Origin of the sequence: Dietzia sp. 179-F 9C3 NHS, from assembly GCF_045369825.1 — a bacterium.
Lineage (GTDB): Bacteria > Actinomycetota > Actinomycetes > Mycobacteriales > Mycobacteriaceae > Dietzia.
This window is the reverse complement of the sequence record NZ_JBIQES010000001.1, coordinates 39,511-65,751: the sequence shown is the minus strand read 5'-3', so window position 1 is coordinate 65,751 and position 26,241 is coordinate 39,511. Positions and strand designations below refer to the sequence as shown.

At 73.3% G+C, this 26,241-nt stretch carries 23 protein-coding genes; 7 read left to right on the top strand and 16 right to left on the bottom strand.

Features of this window, described 5'->3' with window-relative positions:
- Positions 1-23: 23 nt before the first annotated feature.
- Complete coding sequence (locus tag ACH0BZ_RS00295) at positions 24-1,067, top strand: glutamate ABC transporter substrate-binding protein (protein WP_406895851.1); 1,044 nt, start codon at positions 24-26, stop codon at positions 1,065-1,067.
- On the top strand, positions 1,064-3,406 hold the full coding sequence (locus tag ACH0BZ_RS00290; protein WP_406895850.1) for a tetratricopeptide repeat protein: 2,343 nt from the start codon (positions 1,064-1,066) through the stop codon (positions 3,404-3,406). Before ACH0BZ_RS00295 ends, ACH0BZ_RS00290 begins: the two co-directional genes overlap by 4 nt.
- 42 nt (positions 3,407-3,448) lie before the next feature.
- Here ACH0BZ_RS00290 and ACH0BZ_RS00285 read toward each other — a convergent pair whose 3' ends face one another.
- The 8 genes from ACH0BZ_RS00285 to fgd all read right to left on the bottom strand — a co-directional run bounded on the left by ACH0BZ_RS00285 (position 3,449) and on the right by fgd (position 13,024).
- The gene (locus tag ACH0BZ_RS00285) at positions 3,449-4,666 is read right to left on the bottom strand and encodes an acetate/propionate family kinase (RefSeq protein WP_406895849.1); all 1,218 of its coding nucleotides are present in this window, start codon (positions 4,664-4,666) and stop codon (positions 3,449-3,451) included.
- Positions 4,663-6,777, bottom strand: coding sequence for a phosphate acetyltransferase (pta, locus tag ACH0BZ_RS00280; protein WP_406896315.1), 2,115 nt, complete (start codon positions 6,775-6,777; stop codon positions 4,663-4,665). The genes ACH0BZ_RS00285 and pta overlap by 4 nt, the downstream gene beginning before the upstream one ends.
- A gap of 245 nt (positions 6,778-7,022) precedes the next feature.
- Complete coding sequence (locus ACH0BZ_RS00275; protein ID WP_406895847.1) at positions 7,023-8,312, bottom strand: DUF222 domain-containing protein; 1,290 nt, start codon at positions 8,310-8,312, stop codon at positions 7,023-7,025.
- A gap of 116 nt (positions 8,313-8,428) precedes the next feature.
- Positions 8,429-9,403, bottom strand: coding sequence for an L-histidine N(alpha)-methyltransferase (gene egtD / locus ACH0BZ_RS00270; protein WP_406895846.1), 975 nt, complete (start codon positions 9,401-9,403; stop codon positions 8,429-8,431).
- Positions 9,400-10,659, bottom strand: coding sequence for an ergothioneine biosynthesis protein EgtB (egtB, locus tag ACH0BZ_RS00265; RefSeq protein ID WP_406895845.1), 1,260 nt, complete (start codon positions 10,657-10,659; stop codon positions 9,400-9,402). Before egtB ends, egtD begins: the two co-directional genes overlap by 4 nt.
- 121 nt (positions 10,660-10,780) lie before the next feature.
- On the bottom strand, positions 10,781-11,344 hold the full coding sequence (locus ACH0BZ_RS00260; protein WP_406895843.1) for a methylated-DNA--[protein]-cysteine S-methyltransferase: 564 nt from the start codon (positions 11,342-11,344) through the stop codon (positions 10,781-10,783).
- 7 nt (positions 11,345-11,351) lie between these two features.
- Positions 11,352-12,008, bottom strand: coding sequence for a suppressor of fused domain protein (locus ACH0BZ_RS00255; RefSeq protein ID WP_406895842.1), 657 nt, complete (start codon positions 12,006-12,008; stop codon positions 11,352-11,354).
- Complete coding sequence (gene fgd / locus ACH0BZ_RS00250; protein ID WP_406895841.1) at positions 12,005-13,024, bottom strand: glucose-6-phosphate dehydrogenase (coenzyme-F420); 1,020 nt, start codon at positions 13,022-13,024, stop codon at positions 12,005-12,007. The genes ACH0BZ_RS00255 and fgd overlap by 4 nt, the downstream gene beginning before the upstream one ends.
- Positions 13,025-13,346: 322 nt before the next feature.
- On the opposite strand from fgd, the gene ACH0BZ_RS00245 reads away from it, so the two are divergent.
- On the top strand, positions 13,347-13,979 hold the full coding sequence (locus ACH0BZ_RS00245) for a hypothetical protein (protein WP_406895840.1): 633 nt from the start codon (positions 13,347-13,349) through the stop codon (positions 13,977-13,979).
- Positions 13,980-14,204: 225 nt separating this feature from the next.
- Here ACH0BZ_RS00245 and ACH0BZ_RS00240 read toward each other — a convergent pair whose 3' ends face one another.
- Positions 14,205-15,413, bottom strand: coding sequence for an O-succinylhomoserine sulfhydrylase (locus ACH0BZ_RS00240; RefSeq protein WP_406895839.1), 1,209 nt, complete (start codon positions 15,411-15,413; stop codon positions 14,205-14,207).
- 53 nt (positions 15,414-15,466) lie between these two features.
- A complete protein-coding gene (locus tag ACH0BZ_RS00235) occupies positions 15,467-15,883 on the bottom strand; it encodes a rhodanese-like domain-containing protein (RefSeq protein WP_406895838.1) in 417 nt (138 codons plus the stop codon).
- A gap of 79 nt (positions 15,884-15,962) precedes the next feature.
- Between ACH0BZ_RS00235 and ACH0BZ_RS00230 the strand changes: the two genes are divergently transcribed.
- The gene (locus ACH0BZ_RS00230) at positions 15,963-17,396 is read left to right on the top strand and encodes an FAD-dependent oxidoreductase (protein WP_406895837.1); all 1,434 of its coding nucleotides are present in this window, start codon (positions 15,963-15,965) and stop codon (positions 17,394-17,396) included.
- 32 nt (positions 17,397-17,428) lie between these two features.
- On the opposite strand, the gene ACH0BZ_RS00225 is transcribed toward ACH0BZ_RS00230, so the two are convergent.
- The 3 genes from ACH0BZ_RS00225 to purT form a co-directional block, all read right to left on the bottom strand.
- Positions 17,429-18,784, bottom strand: coding sequence for an alpha/beta hydrolase (locus tag ACH0BZ_RS00225; RefSeq protein WP_406895835.1), 1,356 nt, complete (start codon positions 18,782-18,784; stop codon positions 17,429-17,431).
- The gene (locus ACH0BZ_RS00220; protein ID WP_406895834.1) at positions 18,762-19,145 is read right to left on the bottom strand and encodes a hypothetical protein; all 384 of its coding nucleotides are present in this window, start codon (positions 19,143-19,145) and stop codon (positions 18,762-18,764) included. The genes ACH0BZ_RS00225 and ACH0BZ_RS00220 overlap by 23 nt, the downstream gene beginning before the upstream one ends.
- A gap of 589 nt (positions 19,146-19,734) precedes the next feature.
- Complete coding sequence (purT, locus tag ACH0BZ_RS00215) at positions 19,735-21,000, bottom strand: formate-dependent phosphoribosylglycinamide formyltransferase (protein WP_406895833.1); 1,266 nt, start codon at positions 20,998-21,000, stop codon at positions 19,735-19,737.
- 169 nt (positions 21,001-21,169) lie between these two features.
- Here purT and ACH0BZ_RS00210 point away from each other — a divergent pair, with 169 nt between their 5' ends.
- From ACH0BZ_RS00210 to ACH0BZ_RS00200, 3 genes are all read left to right on the top strand, one after another.
- A complete protein-coding gene (locus ACH0BZ_RS00210; RefSeq protein WP_406895832.1) occupies positions 21,170-22,264 on the top strand; it encodes a CaiB/BaiF CoA transferase family protein in 1,095 nt (364 codons plus the stop codon).
- A 1-nt stretch (position 22,265) separates the two neighbouring features.
- The gene (locus ACH0BZ_RS00205; protein WP_406895831.1) at positions 22,266-22,658 is read left to right on the top strand and encodes a GntR family transcriptional regulator; all 393 of its coding nucleotides are present in this window, start codon (positions 22,266-22,268) and stop codon (positions 22,656-22,658) included.
- Positions 22,659-22,840: 182 nt separating this feature from the next.
- Entirely contained in the window at positions 22,841-23,128 is a 288-nt protein-coding gene (locus ACH0BZ_RS00200) for a hypothetical protein (protein ID WP_406895830.1), read from the top strand.
- Here ACH0BZ_RS00200 and ACH0BZ_RS00195 read toward each other — a convergent pair.
- The 3 genes from ACH0BZ_RS00195 to ACH0BZ_RS00185 form a co-directional block, all read right to left on the bottom strand.
- Complete coding sequence (locus ACH0BZ_RS00195) at positions 23,112-24,209, bottom strand: hypothetical protein (protein ID WP_406895829.1); 1,098 nt, start codon at positions 24,207-24,209, stop codon at positions 23,112-23,114. The genes ACH0BZ_RS00200 and ACH0BZ_RS00195 overlap by 17 nt on opposite strands.
- The gene (locus ACH0BZ_RS00190; protein ID WP_406895828.1) at positions 24,206-25,465 is read right to left on the bottom strand and encodes a sensor histidine kinase; all 1,260 of its coding nucleotides are present in this window, start codon (positions 25,463-25,465) and stop codon (positions 24,206-24,208) included. The genes ACH0BZ_RS00195 and ACH0BZ_RS00190 overlap by 4 nt, the downstream gene beginning before the upstream one ends.
- Before the next feature lie 94 nt (positions 25,466-25,559).
- Positions 25,560-26,174 (bottom strand): hypothetical protein, encoded by a 615-nt coding sequence (locus ACH0BZ_RS00185; protein ID WP_406895827.1) that lies wholly within the window; start codon positions 26,172-26,174, stop codon positions 25,560-25,562.
- Between the last annotated feature and the right edge of the window lie 67 nt (positions 26,175-26,241).

The window sequence follows — 26,241 nt, the reverse complement described above, 5'->3', positions numbered from 1 at the left end:
GGTGGCGGGCGGGGGCCCGGGCAGTGACGGCGACGGCGACGATCGCCGCCCTCGTCGCGACCGCCGCATGTGCCACCGACGACGCAGGGGACGCCTTTCCCGAGCAGGAACCCGCGGCCGTCGTCCCGTCGGACGAGCTGGGCGTGGGTAGCGCCGGGATCCCCGACGTGTCCGCGGTGATGCCGCTGCCCGCCGGGGCGACCGTCACCACCGAGGCCCCACGGGCTGCGCCCGCGCCCGACTCCAACGAGCAGTGCGAACTGCTCGAGAGCCTGCGGCCCGACGACGCCGAGCCGGAGGAGCGCATCCCCCGCATCAAGGCCCGGGGCCGGCTCATCGTGGGCCTGGACCAGGGATCCAACCTGTTCAGCTTCCGCGACCCGCGCACCGGCCAACTCACCGGCTTCGACGTGGACCTGGCGCGCGAGATCACCCGCGACATCTTCGGCAACGACGCCCAGGTGGAGTTCCGCTCCCTCACCTCCGCCAACCGGATCGAGGCGCTGCAGACCCACCAGGTCGACGTGGTGATCCGGTCGATGTCCATCACGTGCGAACGGCGCGAGTTGGTGACGTTCTCCTCACCCTACTACCAGGCCTTCCAGCGCGTCGCCGCCGTCCGCGGGTCCGGCATCGAGGAGATCTCCGACCTCGAGGGCAAGCGAGTCTGCGTCGCGGCGGGCGCCACGTCGGCATCCCGCATGTGGGCCGAGCTCGACCGGATCACCGTGCTCTCGGTCAACACGTGGGCCGACTGCCTGGTGGCGATCCAGCAGAACCAGGTGGACGCGATCACCACGGACGACGCGATCCTCGCCGGCATCACCGCCCAGGACCCGTACCTCGAACTCGTCGGCCCCCGGCTCACCTCGGAGCCGTACGGCGTGGGCATCGCCCTCTCGACGCCGGACAACAACACCGACGGGCTGGTGCGGCAGGTCAACTCGACCCTCGAGCGGATCCGCGCCGACGGCACGTGGAACCGGATGTACTCGACCTGGCTCTCCGGCCTGGGACCGAGCCCCGGCATGCCCGCGCCCGTCTACCGGCCGGAGGAACCGCGATGAGCGTGCACGGATGGGGCGACAGGCCCGACGACGAGCCTGACGTCGGCACGCAGGCGACGATGCGGACCGAGGCCGTGGAGCCCACGGGCGCGGTCGAGGTCACCGGGGCGGTGTCGATGACCGGCTACCTGACCGGAACGGACGGCGCGGACACCGCCGGTGCCGACACCGGGCCCGACGGCGACCCGGACGCCGACACCGACTCGCGCACCCACGCCGTGCCCGTCGAACACGCCCCCGGGGTGACCGGCGGCGCCCACACCGGGGACCGCGGCAGTTCCTCCCGCTTCCGACTGCGCCAGCCCACCGCGCCCAAGGCCCGGCCCAGCCTGGCCTCGGCCGGGCTGGTCGACCTGCCCTACATCATCCCCGTGGACCCCACCTCCGCCATGCTGGCGCCGGAGGACATCGAGGCCGAGTGTGAGGCCTCCCGCGGGAAGCTGCCCCGCCCCGAACTGCAGCCCGGCGACATCGTGGCCGACCAGTACGAGGTCCGCGGCGCGCTCGCCCACGGCGGCATGGGCTGGGTCTACCTGGCGGTGGACCACAACGTGTCCGACCGCTGGGTGGTGCTCAAGGGACTGCTCCACGCCGACCAGGCGGCCGCCCAGGAGGTCGCGGTGGCCGAGCGCGAGATCCTCGCCGAGCTCTCCCACCCCGCGATCGTGAGGATCTACAACTTCATCTACGACGACTGGGCCACCTCGCCGACGCACGGCGGCTACATCGTCATGGAGTATGTGGGCGGGCCGAGCCTGCGCGACGTCCGCCGCTCGGCGCCCGGGCGGGTCCTGCCCGTCGAGAAGGCGATCGCCTACATCCTCGAGACCCTCACAGCCCTCTCGTACCTGCACTCCGTGGGGCTGGTCTACAACGACCTCAAGCCCGAGAACATCATGCTCACGGAGGACCACGTCAAGCTCATCGACATGGGCGCCGTCTCCGGCGTGGGCGACTACGGCCACATCTACGGAACGCCCGGCTTCCAGGCCCCGGAGATCCCCGAGACCGGCCCGACCGTCGCCTCCGACCTGTACACGGTGGGCCGGACGCTGGCCGCGCTCATCGTCCGGCTGCCCGTCGTCGAAGGGCGCTACGCCGACGGCATCCCCACGCCCGTCGAGGAACCGGTGTTCAGCCGGTACGACTCCCTCTACCGCTTCCTGCTCCGCTCCACGGACCCCGACCCCGCGATGCGGTTCCACACCGCCGACGGAATGGCCGGCCAGCTCATGGGCGTGCTCCGCGAGGTGATCGCCCTGCGGACCGGCGTGCCGCAGCCGGCGTTCTCGTCGGTCTTCTCGCCCCAGCGGTCCACCTTCGGCACGCTCTACACGGTGGAACCGACCGACTTCATCGTCGACGGCCACCCGCGCGACACCACCCTGACCGGGGCCGAGCTCGTCGACGCCCTCCCCGTCCCCCTCATGGAGCCGTCCGATCCCGCCTCCCGGATTCTCGGCGCCACCTCCTATACATCGGTAGAGCAGCGGATCGACACCCTGCGCGAGCTGTACGCCGACACGGACTCCGAGGCATACGACAGCGTGGGCCTCATCATGGCGCTGACCCGCGCCCACCTCGAGAGCGGGGACCTGGCCTCGGCTGAGGCGCTGCTCGACGAGCACGCCCACCGCCGCCGCACCGAGTGGCGGCTGGTCTGGTACGACGGCGTGATCGCCCTGCTCAAGGGTGACCCGGTGCACGCCTACCCCCGGTTCCAGCAGGTGCTCTCCGCGATGCCCGGCGAGAACGGCCCCAAGCTCGCCCTGGCCGCGACCGCCGAACTCATCCTCGACGTGTGCCCCGAGGGCGACCGGGCACGGTGGGCGCGCTCGAGCGAACACTTCTACCGCACGGTGTGGTCGGTGGACCGATCGGTGGTGAGCTCGGCCTTCGGGCTGGCGCGGCAGCTCCAGCGCCGCGGCGAAGTGGACGCCGCCATCGAGGAGCTGGACCGGCTCCCGATCAACTCGCGGTACTCGACCCTCTCCCGACTCACCGCGATCCTGCTGCTCTGCCAGGGACGGCCGCTCGAGGAGACCGAGGAGAAGCACCTGCGGGAGGCCGCGCGCCGCGTGGCGGCCCTGCCGGCCGGCGAGCACCGGGCGCTGCAGATCCGCCTCACCGTGCTCACCACCGCCCTGCAGTGGATCCGCCGACCCGGCGCCGACCCCGCCCCCTCGCCACTACTGCGCGGGGTGCCGTTCACTGAGTTCGGCCTGCGCACCGGCGCCGAGGCGGTGCTGCGGTCCCTCGCCCGCTCCACCGAGACGAGGCAGCAACGCTTCCGGCTGGTGGACCAGGCCAACCGGATCCGGCCGCGCACGCTGCTCTGAGCACACGGGGCTCTGGGCCGGTGGGTCTGAGCTGGTGGCGGCTCAGCCCCGGCCCAGGACCGCGTCGCAGGCGCGGGCGATCGCGAGTTCCTCGTCGGTCGGCACCACGAGGACCGCGACCCGGCTGTTCGGCGTGGAGATGAGGCGCTCGCCGGAACCGCGCACGTTGGCGTCGGGGTCGATCTCCACGCCCCAGCCGGTGAGCGTGGCGAGGGCGTCGGCGCGGAGGCGGGGCACGTTCTCGCCCACCCCGGCGGTAAAGGTGAGGGCGCCGACGTCGCCGAGGACCGCCCAGTACCCGCCGATGTACCGGCGCAGGCGGTGGATCACCACGTCGTAGGCGAGGGTGGCACGCTCGTCGCCGTCGTCGACCCGGCGGAGCAGCTCCCGGAAGTCGGACACCCCGGACAGGCCGAGCAGGCCGGACCGCTTGTTGAGCAGCGTGGACACGTCCGCCGGCGACATGCCACGGTCGCGGATGAGGTGGATGAGCATGCCCGGGTCGAGGTCGCCGGGACGCGTCCCCATGACCAGGCCCTCGAGCGGGGTGAGTCCCATCGAGGTGTCCACGGCGCGCCCGCCGGTGATCGCCGAGGCCGAGGCGCCGTTGCCCAGGTGCAGCACGATCTGGCTGAGTTCGTCGTAGGGCCGTCCGAGGATCTCCGCCGTACGGTGCGAGACGTAGTCGTGGCTCGTGCCGTGGAAACCGTACCGCCGCAGGTCGTACTCCCGCGCGACGTCGCGATCGATCGCGTAGGTGTGGGCGTGGGCGGGCAGGTCGTGGAAGAAGCCGGTGTCGAACACCGCCACGTGGGGCAGGCCCGGCAGCAGCTCGCGGGCCACCCGGATGCCGCGCAGGTTGGCCGGGTTGTGCAGCGGCGCGAGGATTTCGAGCGCCTCGACGTCGGCCTCCACCTCGGGCGTTACCAGCACGGGCTGGTGGAAGTCGGGGCCGCCGTGGACGACCCTGTGGCCAACCGCCTCGACACCGAGGTCGTCGGGGTGTACCTCCAGCTCGGCGGCCAGCTTCAGGACACGCGCGAGTGCCACCGTGTGGTCAGGGAACGGCGCCTCGGCGGTGCGCTCGGCGGCCGGCAGCCCCGTGGCGTCGGTCCGGCGGATGCGCAGGTTGCCGGACTCCTCCCCGATCCGCTCGACCAGTACCCAGGTGAGCTCGGACCGCGACTCCGGCAGCGCCGTGTCGAGGACCTGCAGCTTGAGCGAGGACGAGCCCGAGTTGAGAACCAGGACGCGGGTCATGACGTGGCCTCCCGGCTCGCGCCGCCGGTGCCCTGGGCCTGAACGGCGGTGATCGCGACCGTGTTGACGATGTCCTCGACGAGCGCGCCGCGGGACAGGTCGTTGATCGGTTTGCGCAGGCCCTGGAGGACCGGCCCGATCGCGACGGCCCCGGCGGTGCGCTGCACGGCCTTGTAGGTGTTGTTGCCCGTGTTGAGGTCCGGGAAGACCAGCACGGTGGCCCGCCCGGCGACCGCCGAGTCGGGGAGTTTCTTGCCGGCCACGGTGGGATCGACGGCGGCGTCGAACTGGATAGGGCCGTCAACGGGCAGCCCGGCGACCGGGTCGCCCGGGTCCGCCTCTGCGATCCGTCGGTGCACGATCTCGGTGGCCTCGCGGACCTTCTCCACATCGGCGCCCGTGCCGGAGTCGCCGGTCGAGTAGGACAGCATGGCGATCCGCGGGTCGATTCCGAAGCGGGCGGCCGTCTCGGCCGAGGAGAGCGCGATGTCGGCGAGCTGCTCGGCGGACGGGGTGGGCACCACGGCGCAGTCGCCGAACGCCAGCACGTGGTCGGACAGGCACATGAGGAAGATGCTCGAGACGGTGTCCACGCCGGGGGCGGTCCGGATGATCTCGAGCGCCGGCCGGATGGTGTGCGCGGTGGTGTGAACGGCGCCGGAGACCATGCCGTCCGCGAGCCCGTCGTGGACCATCATCGTGGCGAAGTACGAGATGTCGTGCATGCGGTCCCGCGCCACGTCGAGCGTCACACCCCTGTGTTTGCGGAGCTCCGTGTACTCCTGCGCGAACCGCTCGGTGAGCTCGCTCCGGCGCGGGTCGAGGACCTGGGCGGCGGACAGGTCGATGCCCAGCTCGTCGGCGCGGCGCCGCACCGACTCGACCTCGCCGAGGATCGTGAGGTCCGCGACGTCGCGGCGCAGCAGCCTGCCGGCGGCATGGAGGATCCTGTCGTCGTCACCCTCCGGGAGCACGATGTGGCGCCGGTCGGACCGGGCCCGTTCGAGGAGTTGGTACTCGAACATCTGCGGGGTCACCACGTCGGGCGGCTCGACCCGCAGCCGGGCGAGGAGTTCCTCGGTGTCGACGTGCTTCTCCATGAGACTCAGCGCCGTCTCGACCTTGCGACCGGAGCCGGAGTAGACGCGGCCTCGGGTGAGCGCGGCGGCGCGGGCGGTCTCGTAGGTGCCGAGCCCGGTGCACACGATCGGCAACGTGGACCGCATGCCGTGCACCAGTTTGTGCATTGCGCTACCCGGCATGAGCCCACCGTTCCAGATCATGCCCGCCATGGCGGGGAACCCCTCGGCGCCGTGCGCGGTGAGGACGGCGAGGACCGCGTCGGTGCGGTCTGCCGGGACGATCACCACGGTGCCGTCGGAGAGCCGGTCGAGGATACGCTCGCCGGACATACCGCCGACCATGACGGCCATGACCTCGCGGTCGAGCAGCGCCGGATCGCCGGAGTAGAGGCTGCCGTCCACCGCCTCGAGCAGCTCGCCCATCGTGGGCGCGGTGAGCAGGTCGTTCTGCGGAAGCGTCCAGATCGGCAAGCCGAGCGGGGCGAGCGCCTCGCGGATGTCGCCGAGTTCGTCGGGCACGCAACGATTGACGACGATGCCCGCCGGGTGCGCGTGGTCGTTGCGGAGCTCCTCGAGCGAGAGGCGGGCGTTGGTGGCGATCTCCTCGGGCTCGCGCCCGGTCCCCCGGATCACGAGGAGGACCGGCGCGCCGAGGTTGACGGCGAGTGTGGCGTTGAAGTCGAACTCGGTGGGGCTGGGCACCCCGGTGTAGTCGGTCCCGAGGATCACCACGGCGTCGCACCGGCGCGCGACCGCGTGGTAGCGGTCGACGATCTCCGCGAGCGCCGCGTCGCGGTCCTCGTGGACGCGGGCATTGGTGACGCCGACACACTCGTCGTACTCCAGGTCGGCGGTGGAGTGCTGCAGGAGCATCTCGAGGATGCGGTCGTGCGTGTCCACCACGTCGCCGTTCCGGCGGGCGATGGTGACCGGGCGGAACACGCCCACCCGCTGGACCGTCCCGGCGAGGATGCGGAGCAGGCCCAGCGCGACGGTGGACTTACCGGTGTCGCCCTCGGTCGCGGCCACGAAGACGGCGGAGGGGTGCGGCGGGGAGCCGTTCGCGGCGCCGGCACCGGCGGCGTCGGTGCGGGGTGCGCGGAGGCTGTCGGGCACCGCGCCGAGGTCGGCGGACGGAGCGCCCGAGGAGGCGGGGTCGGCAGGCGCGGAGATGAGGGGCGTGTCGTCGGCAGGCACGGGGACAGTCTCCCAGTTGTGCGTCGCGGGCACGCCGCGATCACCCCCGTCGACGGTGCCATCCCTGGCGGCGGGGGTCATGCGTCGGTCAGCCGGTTGGTGCCGGGCGGGATCCAGCGGCATTGCCCCGGGGCCCCGGGGTCCGGCACGGTCGTCCATCCCGCGGGTCCGTCCCCGACCATGCCGTGGTGTGGTGGGCAGCCGAGTGCCCCGTTACCGACGGTGGTGGGGCCGCCGCGACTCCACGGCACCACGTGGTGGTACTGGCTCCGTCTGGCGGGTACGTCGCAGCCCGGGAAGGTGCAGCCGCCGTGGGCTGCGTAGAGGACGAGGCGCTGGAGTGCGGTGGCGATGCGGCGGTCGGGCCGGGCGTCCACGTCGATGCGGTGAAGTTCCTCGCGGCCCTCGCGCAGGAGGGAGACGAACCACGGGTTCGCGCCGGCCATGGAGACGGCCTGCCGCACGCTGAGCTGGGTGCCGGCATCGGTGCGCACGAGGGCAGCCGGGTCGTCGAGTTGCTCGGGCGTCACCCGAACGACGATGGCCGCGACACCTCGGGCCGCCGCCGGGTCGACGCCCGAGGCGAGTGCCCACACGTGGGTGAGCGCATCATGGGCCCGCTGCTCCGGCGAGCGATCGTCCGACCCGGGCTCGCAGGCGACGGTACCGCCGGGACCGCCGTGATCACACAGCGCCCGTTCGACGAGGGCGCGGGAGCGGGCGGTGAGAACCATCGTGAGCGTGCTGGTGCCGTCGGGCCGTACCGCACCCAGGCGCGCGGACCGCTGCCGCTCCTGGTGCGCCTCCCGCTCCGCGCCCTTTGCCGGGCAGAGCGCGGCGACGCGGCGGGCGGCCTCGGCCCGCAGTGCGGCGGGCGCGACGGTCCGGGCGTACTCGGTGAGGTCGGCCGCGAAGCGCAGCGTCGCCTCGCCGCCGAGCGTGCCCGGGAGCCCCTTGACCGCGCGGGCGATGATCCGCTCGTGCTCGGCGCTGATCTCCCCCGCGGCGGCCGCCCGACCGGCAGGGGTGCCACGCCGGCCGCCCGCCTCGATCCGGCCGTGGATCGCCCCACGCGCCAGCCCCAGGCGCTCGGCGAGCATCGCCGCAACCCCGCCGGGCGACCGCCCCTTCTTGGCGTGCCGTGCGGCTAGGTCGGCGGCGCCGCACGCGGCAGCGGCCTCGACCTTCCGCGCGATCGTCTCGACACGGCCCAGCGCCTCGGCGACCGCGTCCACGGACTCGGCGGTCCAGTCAACGGAGCCGAGCGCCTCGCCCGCGGCCTCGGCGAGCGCGAGAACGGCAGCGAGCTCCGGCGGAGCAATGCGCTCGGCCGCCCTCTCGCGCTCGTTCTGACGTTCGCTTTCCATGAGCCCTACAATAGAACACTCATTCGATCCTCACCGCCCTCTGTCTGCAACAATTCGATAACTCAGAGAGCCTGACCGTCGGCCTCGCGACTCCGCCCCGGCCGGAGCAGCCCCGGCTACCCCGCCTCGGCGAGCAGCAGTCCGAAGTCGCCGGCCGCGTCGGTCCACACCGCGCGGCCGGCGAACCCGTGACCGGAGAGTTCGGCCGTCAGCTCGTCGGGGGTGAACTTCCGGGCGATCTCCGTCCGGATCCCCTCGCCGGCGGCCAGTGTGAGCTCCCGTCCCAGCGTGGGGAACTCCAGTCGCACGTCCCGCACGGCGCGCAGCCACATCTCGATGCGGCTCTCGTCGGCGTTCCACACCGATTCGTGCCGGAAGTCCGCGCGGTCGAGGCCGCGGACGGCGACGGTGCGGCCGATCACGTCGAGGACGTTGAGGTCGAACTCGGCGGTCACGCCGGCGGCGTCGTCGTAGGCCGCTTCGAGCCGGGCGGGGTCCTTGACCAGGTCGAAGCCCACCGCCATCCGGTCGCCTGCGTCCATGACCCCGCGCAGCATGCGCCAGAACCCCTCGCGCTCGGCTTCGGTGAAGTTCCCCAGGGTGCCGCCGAGGAACAGCACGAGCCGCTCCCCCGGCGTGCCGGGCAGGGACCCGGCGAGGGCGGTGAAGTCGCCGACGACGGGCTCCACCCGCACACCCGGATACTCCGCGTCCACCGCCCGCGCGGAGGCCAGGAGCATCTCCTCGCTGATGTCGACGGGCACGTACAGCGCCCCGCCCGGGCTCGTCGAAGCCCCGCCCGACCGCCGCGCGAGCACATCGAGAAGCACCCGCGTCTTCTCGGACGTCCCCGACCCCAGCTCGACGAGCGTAGAGGCGTCGCCGACGATCCCGGTGGCCTCGGTGCACAAGATCTCGGCCTCGCACCGCGTGGGGTAGTACTCGGGCAGCCGGGTGATCTCGTCGAAGAGCAGGCTTCCCCTCTCGTCGTAGAACCACCGCGGCGGCAGGTTCGGCGGGTCGGCCCACAACCCGCGAAGGTCCGCCTCGAGCGCGGCGACGGCGCCCCCGACCTGCTCCGCGGAGCTCACCGCGCGAGCCTCAGCCCGGCGGCCACCCACCGCGAGGCGGCGGGGAAGAAGTTCCGGTAGGTGCGGCGCGTATGCCCGGCGGGGGTCAGGGCGCTGCCGCCGCGAAGCACGTGCTGGTCGGACATGAACTTGCCGTTGTACTCGCCGGCCGCGCCCTCGACGGGCGCGAAGCCCGGATAGGGCAGGTAGGCGCTCGCGGTCCACTCCCACACGCCGCCGACCGACCGCTCCCCGGCCGGGCGAGGGTGGCAGCGCGCGGGGTCGAGCTCGTCGCCCACCGACCACTCGGCCGCGGCGGCCTCCCACTCGAACTCGGTGGGCAGGCGCACCCCGGCCCAGCGGGCGAAGGCGTCGGCCTCGTAGAAGGAGACGTGGCAGACGGGTTCGGCGTCCACGACCGGCCGCCGGCCGGAGAGGGTGAACGTGGTCCACTCGCCGTCGTCACCCCGCCGCCAGTACCCGGGTGCCTCCCAGCCCTCGGTCTGCACGGTGGCCCAGCCGTCGGAGAGCCACAGCTCGGGGCGCGCGTAGGCGTCGTCGTCCATGAAGCACTTCCAGTCGGCCACCGTCACCTGCCGCGTGGCGACCTGCGAGCCCGGGAGGTAGGTGCGGTGGCGGGGCCGCTCGTTGTCGTAGGAGAAGCCCTCGCCGTCGGCGTCGTCGGTGGCCCCCACCTCGACGACGCCCTCGGGCACGTCGTCCCATGCGAGGTCCCCGGGCCCCGGACCGGTGGGGTCGGCCGCGCGCTCGAGGTAGACGGGATCGGTGGGGTTGCGCGAGAAGAGATGCTTGACGTCCATGAGCAGCAGTTCCTGGTGCTGCTGCTCGTGGTGGCAGCCCAGCTCGAGCAGTTCGAGGCCACGATCGTCGATCCGCCCGGCCTCGAGCGCGTCCACCACCCGCTCGTCGACGCGGGCGCGGAAGTCGGCGATCTGTGCCACCGAGGGCCGCGTGATGAGGCCCCGCTCGTCGCGCGCCTGCCGCGGCCCGATCGCCTCGTAATACGAGTTGAACTGGAAGCGGTACGCGGGGTCCACAGGCGTGTAGCCGGGCAGCGCGCCCAGGACGAACTCCTCGAAGAACCACGTGGTGTGTGCGCGGTGCCACGCCACCGGGCTGGCCGCGGTCATGGACTGCGGGACCTGGTCCTCCGGGGTGAGCCTGGAGGTGAGCAGGTCCGTGAGTCCCCGGACCCGCGTGTAGTGCTCGATGGCGCGGGTGGCGCTCACGCCGGTGAGGATGCTTCCGACGGTCATGGGTCCCCCTCGGGAACGATCGACTGCGGTGGGCGGGCCGGGAGGCCGTGGGCCCACCCTAGCCACGGTGCGGCGCTCGCCACACCGGACGACGCGGCGCCAGACGGGAGGCGGCACGGCGTCAGGCGGGGGGAAGGGCGACGGGTGACGACGACGAGGTGTTCCTTCGCTCGTGGTCGAGCAGCCGCCGACGGAACTCCGGACACCTCCCGAGGCCGCCGTCGGCGCGGATCACACGGTGCACGGGGATGACGAACGACACGGGCACGAGCGAGCACAGCCGGCCCACCCGACGCGCGTTGCGGGGCCGGCCGGCATCCACGCTGATCTGCCCGTACGTGGCGGTCTCACCGTAGGGGACGGCCCGGATCTCGCGGTAGACCTCGCGGGCGAAGGCGTCGTGGACCCCGGCGCCGGCCCAGTCCACGGGGACGTCGAACTCCCGCAGCCGGCCGGCACAATAGGCGTCCAACTGCGCGGCGAGCCGGTCGATGTGACGGGCGGCCGGTTCGGCGCGCCCGGCGGCCGCGGGCGGGTCGGGGTCGCGGCCCTCGTCGTCGTCACCACCCCGGCCCGTCCCCGACACGACGGTGCCGGGCGCCACGGACTCCAGCCGCGCGACCCCCTCCGCCGTGGCCTCCACGAGCACCGGGCCCGCGGCGGTGTCCACGATCCGGGTGAGCACGCGGCGCCTACGCCACGCTCGGGCGGTCCGGGTCGGTGACGTCGGCGCCGCCGGCGTCGAGCGCCCCGAAGAGCGCGTCGGACCCATCGGTGGCCAGCAGCTTCATCTCCGCCGTCGTGATGGGCACGGCCTGCAGGCGCGTGAGCAGCGGGCCGGTGCCGTCGGGGCCGCCCGTCTCGTCCACCACCTGCAGGTCGGGCCAGAGGAACGGCGGAGCGAGCACGAGATGCTCGCATCGGCGGCCCGGCTCGATGAGGCCGACGGCGTTGGGGATCGGCGCGCCCGGCTGCACGTGGATGGAGCCGGTGGCCACGGCCAGGGCGCACGCGTCGAGCACGTCGGCCATCGCCCGGTGCCCGGTGCGGCCCACGGTGACGAACTCGGTGCGGATCTCCCGCCCCTCGGGGGTGGAGACGTTGGTGGGGAGCACGCGGGCACCCACCGTGGCGTAGGTGGTGAACCCCGCGGCGGGGACCCCGTCGACGACGACGACGTCGCAATGCCACTCCGTGGTCTGTCCCTCCTCGTCCGGCTCGGTCTCGTGGGGGTAGCGCAGGACGCGTACGGACTTTGTGGCCGCGAGGAGCCCCTCCAGGCCCGTGAGGTCGGCGCGGTCGTCGGGGGCCGGGCCGACCGGCCCGGTGCCGTTGCCGCCGGCGCTCACGCGAGCTCCCGCAGACGCGGCGCGAGGTCCGTGGCGAACAGGTCCAGAAAGCGCTTCTGATCGTGCCCGGGGGCGTGGAAGACGAGGTGGTTGAGGCCGGCGTCGACGTACTGCTTGACCTGCTCCACCGCCTGGTCCGGGTCGGAGGCTACGATCCACCGCTTGGCCACCTGCTCGATCGGCAGCTCGTCGGCCAGGCGCTCCATCTCGCGCGGGGAGTCCACCGAGTGCTTCTGCTCGGGGGTGAGGGAGAGCGGCGCCCAGAAGCGGGTGTTCTCGAGCGCCGCCTCGGGGTTCGGGTCGTAGCTGATCTTGATCTCGATCATCCGGTCGATGGTCGTGGCGTCGCGGTTGTTGATCCCGGCACCCTCCTCGACGGCCGGGAGCAACGTGTCGGTGTAGAGCTCCATACCCTTGCCGGAGGTGCAGATGAACCCGTCACCCACGCGGCCCGCGTACTTGGCCACCACCGGGCCGCCCGCGGCCACGTAGACGGGCACGCCCTCGTCGGGGACGTCGTAGAGGAAGGCGTCACGGGTGGCGTAGTAGTCGCCCTCGAAGGTCGTGGTCTCGCCGGTCCACAGCGCGCGCATGAGCCGGACCGACTCGCGCAGCCGGGCGAAGCGCTCCTTGAACTCCGGCCACGGCCCGGGGTGCCCGGTGGCGATCTCGTTGAGCGCCTCGCCGGTACCCACACCGAGGAACACCCGCCCGGGGTAGAGGCACGCCATGGTGGCGAAGGCCTGGGCGAGGACGGCCGGGTTGTAGCGGAACGTGGGCGTGAGGACGGACGTGCCGAGCTGCAGCCGCTCGGTGCGCTCCCCGACCGCCGTCATCCAGGACAGCGAGAAGGGGGCGTGCCCGCCGTCGTGCCGCCACGGCTGGAAGTGGTCCGAGACCGTGGCCGAATCCATGCCCGCCTGTTCGGCGAGCACCGCGTACTCCACGAGGTCGCGCGGACCGAACTGCTCGGCCGAGGCCTTGTAGCCCAGTTTCAGGGGCGGGGTGGCGGGCATGGGTCTCCTCCTGGGCGGAAATCTCGGGCACGTCCGGCGGCGTCCGCGCCGGAGCCCTGTCGGCGAGTATGCCAGCGGGCCGGGGGTGCGACCCCGCACGGCTCTCGACCATGCCCCGCCGCCCCGGCACGCGTGCCCCGGACAGTGCACCCCGACCACCGTCCGGAGCGGTGACCTATATCACCCCCACACCGGCAAGGCGTAACACAATCCCCTCCGAGGCCCATAATATCGATGTATCGGAGACCACTGCGGACAACATCCGCACCAGGGGCCTCACCCCCGGGACCGGTCACCGTCGTGCGGGAACTCGGAGGTGCCCATGCGGATCCGGCACGCGGCCACCGCTCTGGTGGCCCTGGGTGCCGTCTCCGCCTGCGCAATCGGGGCCACCCTGATCCACCGGGACGGCGTCGAGGCGGACGCCCGCGAATCCGCCCTCCGCAGCTCCAGCTGGTCCGTCGAGGCGTCCACCGATTTCGGCACCACGTGGGCCGCGCCCATCTCCTCCTACGGCGGCCACTTCCCCGTCCGGGTCGACACCGCCGCCCTGCGCAACCAGCCCGCCTACCAACCGTTCACGCTGCGCACCAGCGTGGACTCGCGCAACGAGACGCTCGTCATGCTGCGGCCCGGCGTCCTGGTCGACGGCGACCCCGCCACCGCAGCCGAGGTCCGCGTCCGCGCTGTCTCGTCCGAGCAGGGCACGTGCGCCGCCCCCACCTTCGCCCGCGGCGCGGCCGGCCTCCTCGCCGGCGATGCCACCCGGCCACTGCCGGTCAACGCCCCCACCGCCGACGAGCCGGTGGTGCTCCCCGGCGCGACCCGCACAACCCCCGGCGCGCCCGAGACGCTCTGCCTCGAGGTGAGCATCGCCCCGAACGCGCCGGTCGCGGACTCCGTGCTCACGCTGGCCTGGCCGCTCGACATCGCCCGCGACGACGCCGACGCCTGAAGCCCCGCCCGCCCCGCGTCGCCCGCCCGCCCCGCGTCGCCCGCCCGCCCCGCGTCGCTTCGTCCGCCCGCCCCGCGTCGCTTCGTCCTCATAAGCGCAGCAAAAACCCCGAACCGACTGAATCCCGTGCGGTTATGCGTACGAACGGAGGCGGGAGGCAGCGAGGCAGGCGGCAGAAAGCAGAAGGCAGGAGTCGGACTCGCCCCGGCGGACCGGCCCGACCTGCTAGCCCAGGCCGCGCTGCAGGTCGGCGATGAGGTCGTCGACGTGCTCCAGCCCCACCGAGAGCCGCACGACGTTGGGCAGCAGGCCCATCGCCTCGCGGTCGGCCACGTCCATCGACGCGTGGGTCGTGGTGACCGGGTGGCAGGTCAGCGACTTGGCGTCGCCCAGGTTGTTGGAGATGTCGATGACGCGCAGAGCGTTCAACAGGGCGAAGCACCTACTCTTGCCACCGTCGGTCTCGTCGTCATCGACCTTCAATCCGAACGTCACCACGGACCCGCCGCCGGACATCTGCCGCTTCGCCAGCTCGTGCTGGGGGTGCGACTCGAGCATCGGGTACCGCACCCACTCCACGGCGTCGTGCGACTCGAGGAAGCGCGCAACCTCGAGGGCGGTGGCGCACATGCGCTCGACCCGCAGGCTCATGGTCTCCAGGCCCTTGAGGGCGATCCACGCGTTGAACGGGCTGATGCCCGGGCCGGCGTGCCGCATGAGCTTCTGCACGGGCCCGGAAATGTACTCCTCCGAGCCGAGGACGGCGCCGCCGAGCGCGCGACCCTGGCCGTCGATGTGCTTGGTGGTGGAGTACACGACCGCGTCCGCGCCCAGTTCCAGCGGCTTCTGGCCCAGGGGGGTGGCGAACACGTTGTCCACGACGACCTTCGCACCCGCCGCGTGGGCGAGCTCGGACACCGCCGCGACGTCCACGAGGTCCTGCATGGGATTGGAGGGGGATTCGAAGAACACGGCGGTGGTCGGCTCGCTCAGCGCCTCGCGCCACTGGTCCAGGTCCGTGGCGTCCACGAACACCGTCTCCACTCCCCAGCGCGGCAGGATCTCGGCGCAGATCACGAAGCACGAGCCGAACAGCGCGCGCGACGCCACCAGTCGCGATCCGCTGGGGCACAGCGCCGCCAGCGCCACGAACACCGCCGACATGCCGGAGCTGGTGGCGAAGCACGCCTCGGCGCCCTCGATCTGCCGCAGCCGCTCCTGGAACATGGCGACGGTGGGGTTGCCGTAGCGGGAGTAGACGAACCGCTGGATGTCGCCGTTGAACGACGACTCGGCGGCCTCTGCGCTGGAGAACACGTAGCCGGAGTTGAGGAAGACGGGCTCGGCGGTCTCCTCGAAGCCGGTGCGCATCTGGCCCGCACGGACTCCCAGTGTGTCGGGGTGGAGACCGTCGGGGAGTTCGTTGTTCTGCATGCGCTGCTTTCTCGTGTGATCGGGTGCCGGCTCGGGCAGGTGGACGGCGCGGGTCAGGACTGGCGCCAGGCCAGCCCGTCAACCTTCCAGCCGTTGACGGTGCCGCGGTGGCCCTCGGCGTCCGGGTCGCCCTCGAAGCCGCCGGCGATGTTGTAGGCCGGGCCGAGCCCGGCGGCGGTGGCGGCGCGGGCGGCGGCGGCCGAGCGGCCCCCGGAGCGGCAGAGGAAGAGCACAGGGGTGTCGGGGCCGACGCCCGCCTCGCCGAGCTGATCGACGAAGGCGCCGTTGGGCTCACCGCTCGAGCGCATCCACTCGATGCCCACGGTGCGCTTGCCCAGTGACGACAGGTCGGCGCCGCCGACCCACTGCCATTCGGCGCTGGTGCGTACGTCGACGAGCACGGCGGACGGGTCCGCGGCGAGCATGTCCCAGGCCTGCTGGGGGTCGAGATCTCCGGCGTAGTCGCTCATGGGACCCGATTATGCTCCCCCTCGCCCGCACTCGTCGGGTCGAGGTCCCCGAGGGGTGGCGGCATGCCATGATCGGTTCATGACGAAATCCTCGGATTCCCTCGTCCGCATCGCCGTCGTGGGTTCGGGCCCGGCCGGCGTATACGCCTGCGAGGCCCTCCTCGACTGGGCCGATTCGGTGGGGCGGGAGATCGTCGTGGACCTGCTGGACTCGCTCCCCGTGCCGTTCGGCCTGCTGCGCCACGGCGTGGCCCCGGATCATCCGCGCATCAAGGGGATCGCCCGGACCCTGCAGGAGATCGGTGCCGACCCGCGGATCCGCTTCCTCGGCAACGTGGAGTTCGGCCGCGACCTGAGCCTGGACGACGCGCGGCGCCTGTACCACGCGGTGCTCTTCTCGACCGGCGCGCTCACCGACCGCGACCTCGGTATTCCCGGCGAGGACCTGGAGGGCTCGTACGGCGCCGCCCAGTTCGTCACCTGGTACGACGGCCACCCCGACGCCGCCCGCGAGTGGCCGCTGGACGCCGAACGCGCCGCCGTGGTGGGCGTGGGCAATGTGGCCCTGGACGTGGCGCGCATGCTGTTGCGCACCGCCGAGCAGCTCGAGGCCACAGACATCCCCGAGCACGTCCGCGAGGGCTTCGCCGCCTGCGCCACCCGCGTGGTGTCGGTGATCGGCCGCCGCGGCCCGGCGTACGCCAAGTTCACCCCCCTGGAGCTGCGGGAGATGGACAAGGTGGAGGGCGTCACCGTGATCGTGGACCCGGCCGACCTGGAGTATGACGGCGAGGCGCGCACCCTCCGCGAGTCGGACCGCCGTGTGAAGCAGGTCTGCACGCAGCTCGAGAAGTGGGCCGCCGCCGTCACGGAGGCCGGTCACGGCTCGGCCGACGACGCGGAGGCCGCCGCGCTCGCCGACGGGCTCAAGGTGGTCCGTTTCCGCTTCCACCGCGCGCCCGCCGAGATCCTCGGCGACGCCGGCGCCGTCACCGGCCTGCGCCTGGAGCGCACCGAGCCGGACGGCGCGCAGGTGCGGAGGACGGGCGAGACCGAGGACCTCGCCGTGGACGCCGTCTACCGGGCCGTGGGCTACCGCTCGACCCCTCTGGGGGGCGTGCCGTTCGACGACGACACCGCCACCATCCCCAACGAGGCCGGCCGGGTCCTCGACGCGGCCGAGTCCGGCGCGGTGGTGCCGGGCCTGTACACCGCCGGCTGGATCAAGCGGGGGCCGACGGGCGTCATCGGCACCAACCGCTCGTGCGCGGTGGAGACCGTCCACGGGCTCACCGACGACCTCGACGACGGGTCGCTGCCCGAGCCCGCCGAGCCCGACCCGCGGGCAGTGCGGGATCTGCTCGCCGAGCGCGGGATCGAGGTGGTGGACGGAGACGGCTGGGCCGCCATCGACGCCGCCGAGCGGGCCCTCGGCGAGGCCGCCGGGCGCGAGCGCACCAAGCTGGCCGGGAGGGCGGAGATGCTGGCCGCCGCCCGTGGCGACGCGGGCTGAGTGGTGCGGCCCGCCGACCAGCACGGCGGGGCTCATTCGCGGCCCTGCACGAGCCGGCCGATCTCGGTGAGCGAGACCGTGCCGGGGTCGAAGTAGCCGGAGTGCGCGGTGCGCAGCGCCCCGGGCCCGTCGCCGGGTTCGGTGACGTCGGTCGTGGGGGCGCCGAAACCGTCCGCACCCGGCAGGGCGCCGAGCAGGCCGGTGACCGACCACCAGGGGATCGGGTCCCAGCGAGAGGCGGCCGAGGCCACGTCGTCGCTCGTCGCCGGGCGCGTGCGGCCGCCGTCGTCGACCCGCTGGTCGGCGAGCGAGTCCGCGTACGCGCCCGGGCTGCCGACGTGGACCATGCGGTCGGCGGCCAGGCCGCGGGGGTCGGAGGCGGCTGCGCCCAGGACGGTGGAGCCGTAGCTGTAGCCGACCACCGCGTGGGGTGCGTCGTGACCGTCCTGCACATCCACCGCGTCGAGCCCGGAGGCGTAGTCGCGCAGGTCGGCGGCGTGCGCGGTGGCCAGGTCGGTGCCGAACGCCGCGGACCTCAGGTCCGCTGGGGCGTGGTAGCCCTGCCAGGCCACGGAGACGCAGTCTTCCGTGTCGCAGAGCGCCTGCGCCCGCGTCGCGGTGGTGTCGATCGAGGTCAGTGAGGACCCGGTCCCCGGGACGAGGGTGACGACCCGGTCGGCGCCGTCCGGGTCGGCGCTCGCCACCACCGCCCGCCCGTCCGCGTGCAGCGCGAGGAGGTGCCGGTCGGGGTCGACGGCGAGGTGGCCCGCCAGGGCCTGCAGGGCCGCGTGCGTCGACGCGTCGAGCTGCCCCGCCGCTCCCTCGTCGAGCAGCCGCGACAGGCGGGTGCGGTTGAGGGCGTCGCGCTGCGCCGCCGGCAGGCCCGCCACGCTGCCCAGCTCCGGGTGGTCCCGGGCCAGGCGGTTACGCTCCGGCGGCGTGAGCGAGTGCCACAGCGTGGCGATCGCGCGGGGGTCGTCGCCGGTGGTCCCGGTCAGGTCCAGGCAGGCGACGGTGTCGGGGTCGACCTCCCCGGCGAGCGCGTCGGCGGCCTCGACGAGCCGAGCGGCGAGCGCAGCGTCCGCGTCCTCTACTTCCGTTGCGGTACCACCGGCGACCAGGGCGCGGGCGAGGCGGGAGCCCTCCGCGCGGAGGACGTCGGCGAGGTACAGGCAGTGCCCGGAGAGGACCTGCGCGGCCGCGCACACACCCTCGGTGTGCAGGCGCGCAGCGAGGCCGGAGTGGCCCGTCCACCCGGCGGCGAGGTCGCGGACGATCGCGTCGAGTTCGTTCGCCTCGTCCGCCACCGCGCGGCCCGTCGCGGCGGCCTCGGCCTCCGCCCGGTCGAGGGCGATGACCAGCGCCTCAGCCCGCGGCGCCGGCCACACGGCGGGCCACCTCCTCGTCGGCCCGGCCGAGGGTGGCCAGTGCCCGGTCGATCCCCTCGGCGATCGCCGCGGTGTCCCCGGCCAGGTCGCGGGCCCGGCGCGCGAGCAGCACTGCGCATTCGGCGAGGGCCGGGCCACACGCCAGCCCGCTGGCCGCCGTGGCGGCCGCCTCGAGCGCCGCCGCGAGCACGTCCGCCCGCTGCCGCGCCCGCTCCCCCGCGTCCGCGATCCGCCGGGCCTGCGCCCGGGCGTCGTCGGGACCGACCACCAGCGGCGCCCCCGGCAGTGCCCCGGCGTCCTGCGACCACCTGTCCGCCGGCGCCTCCACCGCGGCCTCCACCGTCTGTTCGCGTTGTGCCATCTCCCCCGGCGTCCTCCCTCGGCGCACCCCGGCGCCGTCTCGGGGCTCACGCTAGGCGGGTGTTTGGGCCGGGGCGCCTTGCGAGAGGGTGCCGTGGACAGGGTGGACGACCATCCACAGGCCCCGGCACTCGCGTTCGCGAGCCTCGGGGAAGTCGCTCACTCGCTCACTCGCGCCTGCGCACCACCGTCCCCGGGAACCTTCCCCGCCCCCTGTGCACCGTGAAGCGCGGCCCTCCGCTCACTCGCTCCGACCGCTCTCCGGCCATTTTCCGGGCCGCGAAACGGTCCGAGTGCGCGAAACGGGGCTCCAGCCCTGTGCGAGTCGGGCGGCGCGCCGCGACTCGCGCAGGGCCGAGCACGCGATTCGCTCACATCGCGGTGAGTCCCGCCGCGCACAGAGGACGAGCCCGGGACGGTAGTGGCCGCGCCGGTCCCGTGGGGCTTCTGTGGTCGGGGAGGTCGGCGGGTGGGGTGAGCGAGTGAGCGAATCGCCTGAGGGTCGTGATGACGTGGCACCGCCCCGGCGGACGGCGGCGGTCAGCCGAGGTCGGGCTGCTCGGCGGAGTGGACGGCGCGGCCCCGCCCTCCTACCGGACCACGGTGACGCGGGAGGCCGCCTCGCGGGCCCGCTCGCGGGCTGTCTCCACGTCCTCGGCGGTGGCCACGGCCACGCCCATCCGGCGGTACGCGGTGGCCGACGGCTTGCCGAACAGCCGCAGGTCGGACTCGGCCACCGCGAGGGCACGGGCGACGCCGGCAAAGCCGACGCCCTCCGCTCCGTCGCCCACGCCGTCGCCGCCATAGATCACCGCCGACGCGCCCGGGCTGGCCATGGTCGTGACCACGGGCAAGCCGAGGACGGCGCGGGCGTGCATCTCGAACTCGCTGAGGACCTGGCTGCGCAGCGTGACGAGTCCGGTGTCGTGGGGGCGGGGGCTCACCTCGGAGAAGTACACGTCCACTCCGCGGACGAACAGCTCGACCCCGAACACCCCGACCCCGCCGAGGGCGCCCGTGATGCGCGCCGCCACCGAGCGTGCGGAGTCGTAGGCGTCCTGCGTCATGACCTGCGGCTGCCACGACTCGACGTAGTCGCCGCGCTCCTGGCGGTGGCCGATGGGCTCGCAGAAATCGGTACGGATCGCGCCGGTGTCCGGGTCCACGCTGCGGACGGTGAGGAGGGTGATCTCGTACTCGAAGTCCACGAACGACTCCACGATGACCCGCGTCCCCGCAACCCGTGCGCCCTCCTGCGCGTACTCCCACGCGGCGTCCACGTCGCCGGGCCCGTCGAGCGAGGACTGCCCCTTGCCCGACGACGACATCGTGGGCTTGACCAGGCACGGGAATCCGATGACCTCGCACGCCTCGCGCAGTTCCTCGACGGAGGAGGCGAACGCGTAGCGGCTCGTCGGCAGGCCCAGTTCCTCGGCGGCCAGGCGACGGATCCCCTCGCGGTCCATGGTGAGCTGCGTGGCGCGGGCGGTGGGGATGACGCGGGCCAGACCCTCGGCCTCGATGTCCGCGAGGGCGGCCGTGGCGATGGCCTCGATCTCCGGCACCACGACGAGGGGGCGCTCCTGCTCGATGACCCGGCGGACCTCCGCGGGGTCGGTCATGTCGATCGTGTGGGAGCGGTGCGCCACCTGGTGCGCGGGCGCGCCGTCGTACCGATCCACGGCGATCACCTCGACGCCGAGGCGCTGGAACGCGATCGCGACCTCCTTGCCCAGCTCGCCCGAGCCGAGCAGCATCACGCGCGTCGCACCGTCGGAGGCGGGACTGCCCAGCCGGTCGAGGGTGGGCGCGGCGAGGGGGTCGGGCTGAACGGTGGGATCGGTCCGGTCGCTCATGCCCTCCACGCTAGTGGACGGGGTCGCGGGGCCGACCCCGCCGTTCTCCTCGCTGTCCCCCGCGGGGCGCTGCCGAAACTGGTGTAGGTGATCGTGAACCCAATGATAAGTATTCACTTATTACGCCCAGGCGATACCGTGTGGGTGAGACCACACGAAAGGGCACACAGTGACCACCACCTCCTCCGGCCCGCTGGCTGGCATCCGCGTCGTCGAACTCAATGGCATCGGCCCCGGCCCCCACGCCTGCCTCATGCTCGCGGACATGGGCGCCGACGTCGTCACCGTGATGCGCCCCGGCGAGCTGGCCAAGTCGGTCGACGGTTGGGCGCACGTCACCCGCCGCGGCCGGACCGTGGTCGAGGCCGACCTCAAGAGCGAGGAGGGCCTGGAGCAGGTCCGCGGTCTCATCGCCAAGGCCGACGTCCTGGTCGAGGGCTTCCGCCCCGGCGTCACCGAGCGCATGGGCCTCGGCCCCGACGAGTGCCTCGAGCGCAACCCGCGCCTCGTGTACGCACGCATGACGGGCTGGGGCCAGCACGGCCCCAACGCCTCGATGGCAGGCCACGACCTCAACTACATCTCGCTCACCGGCCACCTCAACGCGACCGCCCGCAAGGGCGAGCGCCCGGTGCCGCCGCTCAACCTCGTGGGGGATTTCGGCGGCGGATCGATGTTCCTCGTGCAAGGCATCCTCGCCGCGATCATCGAGCGCGTCACGTCCGGTAAGGGCCAGGTCATCGACGCCGCCATGACCGACGGCGCCTCCCTGCTCGGCCAGTTCCAGTGGGCCATGCGCGCGCGCAACCAGTGGTCGGACGTCGCGGGCACCAACATGCTCGACACGGGCTACCCGTTCTACGACGTCTACGAGTGCTCGGACGGCAAGTTCATGGCCGTGGGCTGCCTCGAGCCCCAGTTCTACGCCGAGTTCGCGCGGATCCTCGGCGTGGACGGCGACGAGTACCCCGGCCAGTTCGACATGGATCGCTGGGAGGAGCTGCGCTCCGCGATCGCCGCGAAGTTCGCCGCGCGTACCCGCGACGAATGGGCCGCCGACTTCGCCGGCACCGACGCCTGCACCACCCCGGTCCTGTCCTACACCGAGGCGCTCTCGGACCCCCATATGACGGCGAGGGAGACGTTCATCGACGTCGCCGGCGACATGGGCCCGGCGCCCGCGCCGCGCTTCTCCCGGACCCCGTCCGCCACGCCGACGGCGCCGCCCCGCGAGGTGACTGCCATCGGCGACGTGTGGTCCTGACGTGACCCCCACCGGCGGCGCGCGGGTCGGGGGCGCGGTCCTCGTCGTCGACCCCTCCTCCCCTGAGGCCCCGTTCCGGCAGCTCCGCGAGCAGATCCTCGAGGCCCGCCGACGCGGGGCGCTGGTCCCCGGCACCCGCATGCCCACGGTGCGCGGGCTCGCCGAACAGGTGGGCGTGGCCGCCGGCACCGCGGCCAAGGTCTACCGCGAACTCGAGGCCGCCGGGGTCCTCGAGGGCCGGGGGCGCGCGGGGACGTTCGTCGCCGACGCCGACGTGCGCGGCGCGGCGCTCGCCCGGGCCGCCGACGAGTTCGCGGAACTGGCCGCCTCGGCGGGGGCATCGGCAGACGAGGCCTGCGCCGCCGTGCGGGAGGCCTTTGCGCGCCTCGCCTGACGCGGGCGCACCCCCACGCACGCGAGACGCGGGGGCAGCGTCGGCGAACCTCCTCGGGAGAACCGTCGGCCGCACGCCGACCGGAGACGCTGACCGTAACCGCGGAACCGCCTCCGTAAAACTATCGTTAGGTGTCGAGACCCGCTCGTAATGCCCGCCGCCGGATCGACGATGATCTGGACATGACCACGCACCGCCCCGGAAAGCTCGCCACCGCCACCGCCGCGATCGCCCTCGCGACCGCCACCACCGTCGCCGCCCCGGTCGCCCACGCCGCGCCCGCGGAGGGCGGCACGGTCCACCACGTCTCGCAGGCCACGGCATCGGCGACCGGCTCGCTCGAGAACGAGCTGGTCCAGGCCGGGCTGATCATCGTGGCCGGCCTCGGCGTCTCCGCGCTGCTCGCGGTCGCCGCGGGCGTGGCAGGCGGGGGCATCGAGCTACCGCCGATGCCTACTCTGCCGTTCTGATCCCAGCTCCGGCGGACCCGGCGGCATCCAGGTCCGCCACCGTGTAGGACCGCGGGCCCGGCGAGGCGTCGCCGGCAACGGAGAGCACGTCGGGTCGCCCCGGAGGGAGAAGCCGGACGACGATCCGGCCCGGCTCGCTCGCCGCCGTGACCCGCGCGCGGGCGACCTCACGGCACCGCGCCACGATCGCCGGGCCCTCCTCGCGGGCGCCCCCGTCGTCGAGCAGGATCACCGTGACACCCCGTCGCCGGGCGGCGCGGACGGCGGCGTCGAGCGGCTCCCCGGTGAGCCCGGGCGCCCGGATCGTGTCGCGGATGTGCGCCTCGAGGATCGCCACGTCCCTCAGCTCGGCCTCGGTGAAGCGCTCGCCGGCGGCGATCCGCTCCAGCATCGGACCGGCGGTGGCCCGCACCCATCCGAGTCGCTCATCGCGCGCCACGAGGGCGGCGGCCGCGGCGGCCTGCTCGTCCGTCTTCTCCCGACTCCGGGACCGCAGGGCGGTGATGTCGCGGGCGCGCCGCTCGATCGCCAGACCGAAGACGATCGACATGAGCAACAGCGGCACCGACCCGATGACATAGCCCAGCACCGGAGCGGCGTCCCCGCCGAGCACGGCCACCCCACCCGCCAGCACCGCGGCGTTGCCCGCGAACGAGCCCACTGCCCACCACGGGCGCCCCCGCGCCGCCATGTAGGTCTGCGGCACGATCCAGCCGGTATTCAGCCAGGCGACCGTCACCAGGTCGGGATCTGCACCGTTGGCCCCCACCGAGACCAGGGCCGTGGCCCCCAAGAAGCCGGTGGCGACCGCGGCGGCCCGGGAAGGCAGCCGCGCACCACGGCTCCGGAACACGAGGAACGTCACGGCGGTGAGCACCAGTGCCACGGCGGCCTCGACCGCGAGCCGACCCGGGGCGGGCCGGGTGAGAAGGATCCCGAGCAGCATCACCGTCGCGAGGCCACCGACGATCGCGGTCGCCGCGCGCGTGCGCAGCCCCAGCATCTCACTGGAGTCCACCTCGTCCGTGCCGGGCCCACGGGTCGGGGTGGCGGCCCCGTGGTGTCGTTCGGGCGCGCTCACGGCGTCCACTCGATCCGCACGGTCGTGCCGCGGCCGGGTCGGCTCGACACCGTGGCGCTCCCGCCGTCGAGGGCGTTGACGCGCCGGAGGATCGACCCGCGGATCCCCAGTCGCAGCTGGGGGATGGCCGAGGGATCGAACCCGCGGCCGTGGTCGACGACCCGGATGTGCAGGCCCACGCGCCGGTCCGCGCCACGGCGCCGGTCCGCGACGCGCGTGCGGCCCTCGACGAGCGTGAGCAGGACACGCGGCCCGTCGGGGTCGCCGGAGTGGAGTACGGAGTTGCGCACCGCCTCCATCGTGGCGGCGGCCAGGTCGCCGGCCACGGACGACACGGCGGTGACGCCCTCGGAATCGCCGTCGACGTCGCCCTCCACGGCCAGCCCGATGGACGGGTCCACGGTGCCGATCGCCCCGCGCAGCAGACCGACGAACGCGGTGACGGACAGTTCCTCGTCGTTCCGACCGCGCCCGGCCGCCTCCAACCGCGCGGTCGCCCGGCGCGCGGACTCGGCGACGGTGGCGGTGGTGCCGGTGCGGGTCACGGCGAGGAGGGTGCCCAACACGTCGTCGTGGATCAGCGCGTCGAGCCGCTCCCGCTCCACCGCCATCGCGGCGGTCCCCGCGGTCTCGGCGGCGAGTTCCTCCGCGTGCGCGGCCTCGAGGTCCGCGCGGGCCCCGCTGCGGTACAGACTGTAGGTGCCCAGGACGAACACGCCGGAGAAGACAACCGAGTTGACCGTCCACAGCGCCACATCCTCGGCCCCCAGGGTCGGCCGGAACGGCGCGGGGACGAGCTGGACACCGACGCAGAGCACGAGGTGGTACACCACCAGCACGCGCCCGCGGAGGAGCAGCACGCCCGCCATGGGGGCCAGGCCCACGAAGTCCAGCGCCCAGGGGTACTGCGAGAGATCCGGGAACTCGTGTCCGGACCAGGCCGGGGTCCACAGCAGGTGGTAGGCGGGGATCCCCACCACGACGATCCACGCGCCGCCCCGGATCATCCCGGTCCGCGCCGTGACCGCCCCCGCGAGCAGCACCGCCGCGCCCACGACCGAGACACCCACCGCCAGTGGCGTGAACCACCACGCCGACCACCGGGCCTGGTCCTTCGCCGCCCCCCAGAGGACGGCGAGGTAGAAAAGCAGCCCGCTGCCCACGAACGCGGCGACGAGCCGCGCCATGCCCCGCTGGGCCGGGCCGCCGGGATCCAGGACGATGGCGCGACGCAGGGCTTCGAGCGTGGGCGGCACGGCTTCCCCTCTCGACGGTCCGGCCGGGTCACGGATACGCCTCGACCCCGCGGTGGGGGCCACGGGGTCGGGGCGCGGTTGCGAAGAGCCGGGCTCAGCTCCCCAGTGACGCGGTGGCGTTGGCCACCGAGCCCGAGCTGCCGATGCCGGCCAGGGCCGCGTCCAGCGAGCCGAGAACAGGGGGCACGCCCACGCCGGCGGTGACCTCAACCTCGACGTACGGCACCATCTTTTCCTCGTCGAAGCCGGAGCAGATGGCCATCGCCGCCGGAGCGAAGGAGCCGTCCTTGAGGCCGCCCTGGCCGACGACGCCACCGGTCCCTGCGAAGTCCTCGGTGAGCCCGGCGGACTTCCCGTCCGCGACGTATCCCCCGTAGGCGCCGAGCTTGCCCGCCTTGGCGGCCGCTTCCAGCTTGGCCTGCAGGGCGGGAGGCGTCGACTCCTTGGGATTGGCCCGGTAGGTGGTGTAGAACTCGTTGATCAGGCCCTGCTCGCCGGCGACGGCGATACAAGTCAGGTGGTAGCCCGAGGCGTTGGTGTAGGTGATCTTGGTGTTCGTTCCCGTGCCGGTGACGGACACCGAGCTCGGACTGTCGAAGACGAGCTTCACATTGTCCTGGGCGCCGGCGATTCCGGCTCCGGCGAGGGCAGTGGCTCCGGCGAGGGCGGTCGCGGCGGCGCCGACGGCGAGTCGGGTGAGTGTGCTCATGGGGTCTCCGATCGACGGTGGGATGCGGCTCTTCCGCGGCCGCGTTCTTCACCTCACCGCACCCGGC

Excerpts from the sequence above, each read along its gene's own strand:
- ACH0BZ_RS00290 (WP_406895850.1), top strand. The coding sequence starts at position 1,064 with ATGAGCGTGCACGGATGGGGCGACAGGCCCGACGACGAGCCTGACGTC.
- ACH0BZ_RS00285 (WP_406895849.1), bottom strand. The coding sequence starts at position 4,666 with ATGACCCGCGTCCTGGTTCTCAACTCGGGCTCGTCCTCGCTCAAGCTG.
- ACH0BZ_RS00275 (WP_406895847.1), bottom strand. The coding sequence starts at position 8,312 with ATGGAAAGCGAACGTCAGAACGAGCGCGAGAGGGCGGCCGAGCGCATT.
- egtB (WP_406895845.1), bottom strand. The coding sequence starts at position 10,659 with ATGACCGTCGGAAGCATCCTCACCGGCGTGAGCGCCACCCGCGCCATC.
- fgd (WP_406895841.1), bottom strand. The coding sequence starts at position 13,024 with ATGCCCGCCACCCCGCCCCTGAAACTGGGCTACAAGGCCTCGGCCGAG.
- ACH0BZ_RS00245 (WP_406895840.1), top strand. The coding sequence starts at position 13,347 with ATGCGGATCCGGCACGCGGCCACCGCTCTGGTGGCCCTGGGTGCCGTC.
- ACH0BZ_RS00240 (WP_406895839.1), bottom strand. The coding sequence starts at position 15,413 with ATGCAGAACAACGAACTCCCCGACGGTCTCCACCCCGACACACTGGGA.
- ACH0BZ_RS00235 (WP_406895838.1), bottom strand. The coding sequence starts at position 15,883 with ATGAGCGACTACGCCGGAGATCTCGACCCCCAGCAGGCCTGGGACATG.
- ACH0BZ_RS00230 (WP_406895837.1), top strand. The coding sequence starts at position 15,963 with ATGACGAAATCCTCGGATTCCCTCGTCCGCATCGCCGTCGTGGGTTCG.
- ACH0BZ_RS00220 (WP_406895834.1), bottom strand. The coding sequence starts at position 19,145 with ATGGCACAACGCGAACAGACGGTGGAGGCCGCGGTGGAGGCGCCGGCG.
- purT (WP_406895833.1), bottom strand. The coding sequence starts at position 21,000 with ATGAGCGACCGGACCGATCCCACCGTTCAGCCCGACCCCCTCGCCGCG.
- ACH0BZ_RS00200 (WP_406895830.1), top strand. The coding sequence starts at position 22,841 with ATGACCACGCACCGCCCCGGAAAGCTCGCCACCGCCACCGCCGCGATC.
- ACH0BZ_RS00185 (WP_406895827.1), bottom strand. The coding sequence starts at position 26,174 with ATGAGCACACTCACCCGACTCGCCGTCGGCGCCGCCGCGACCGCCCTC.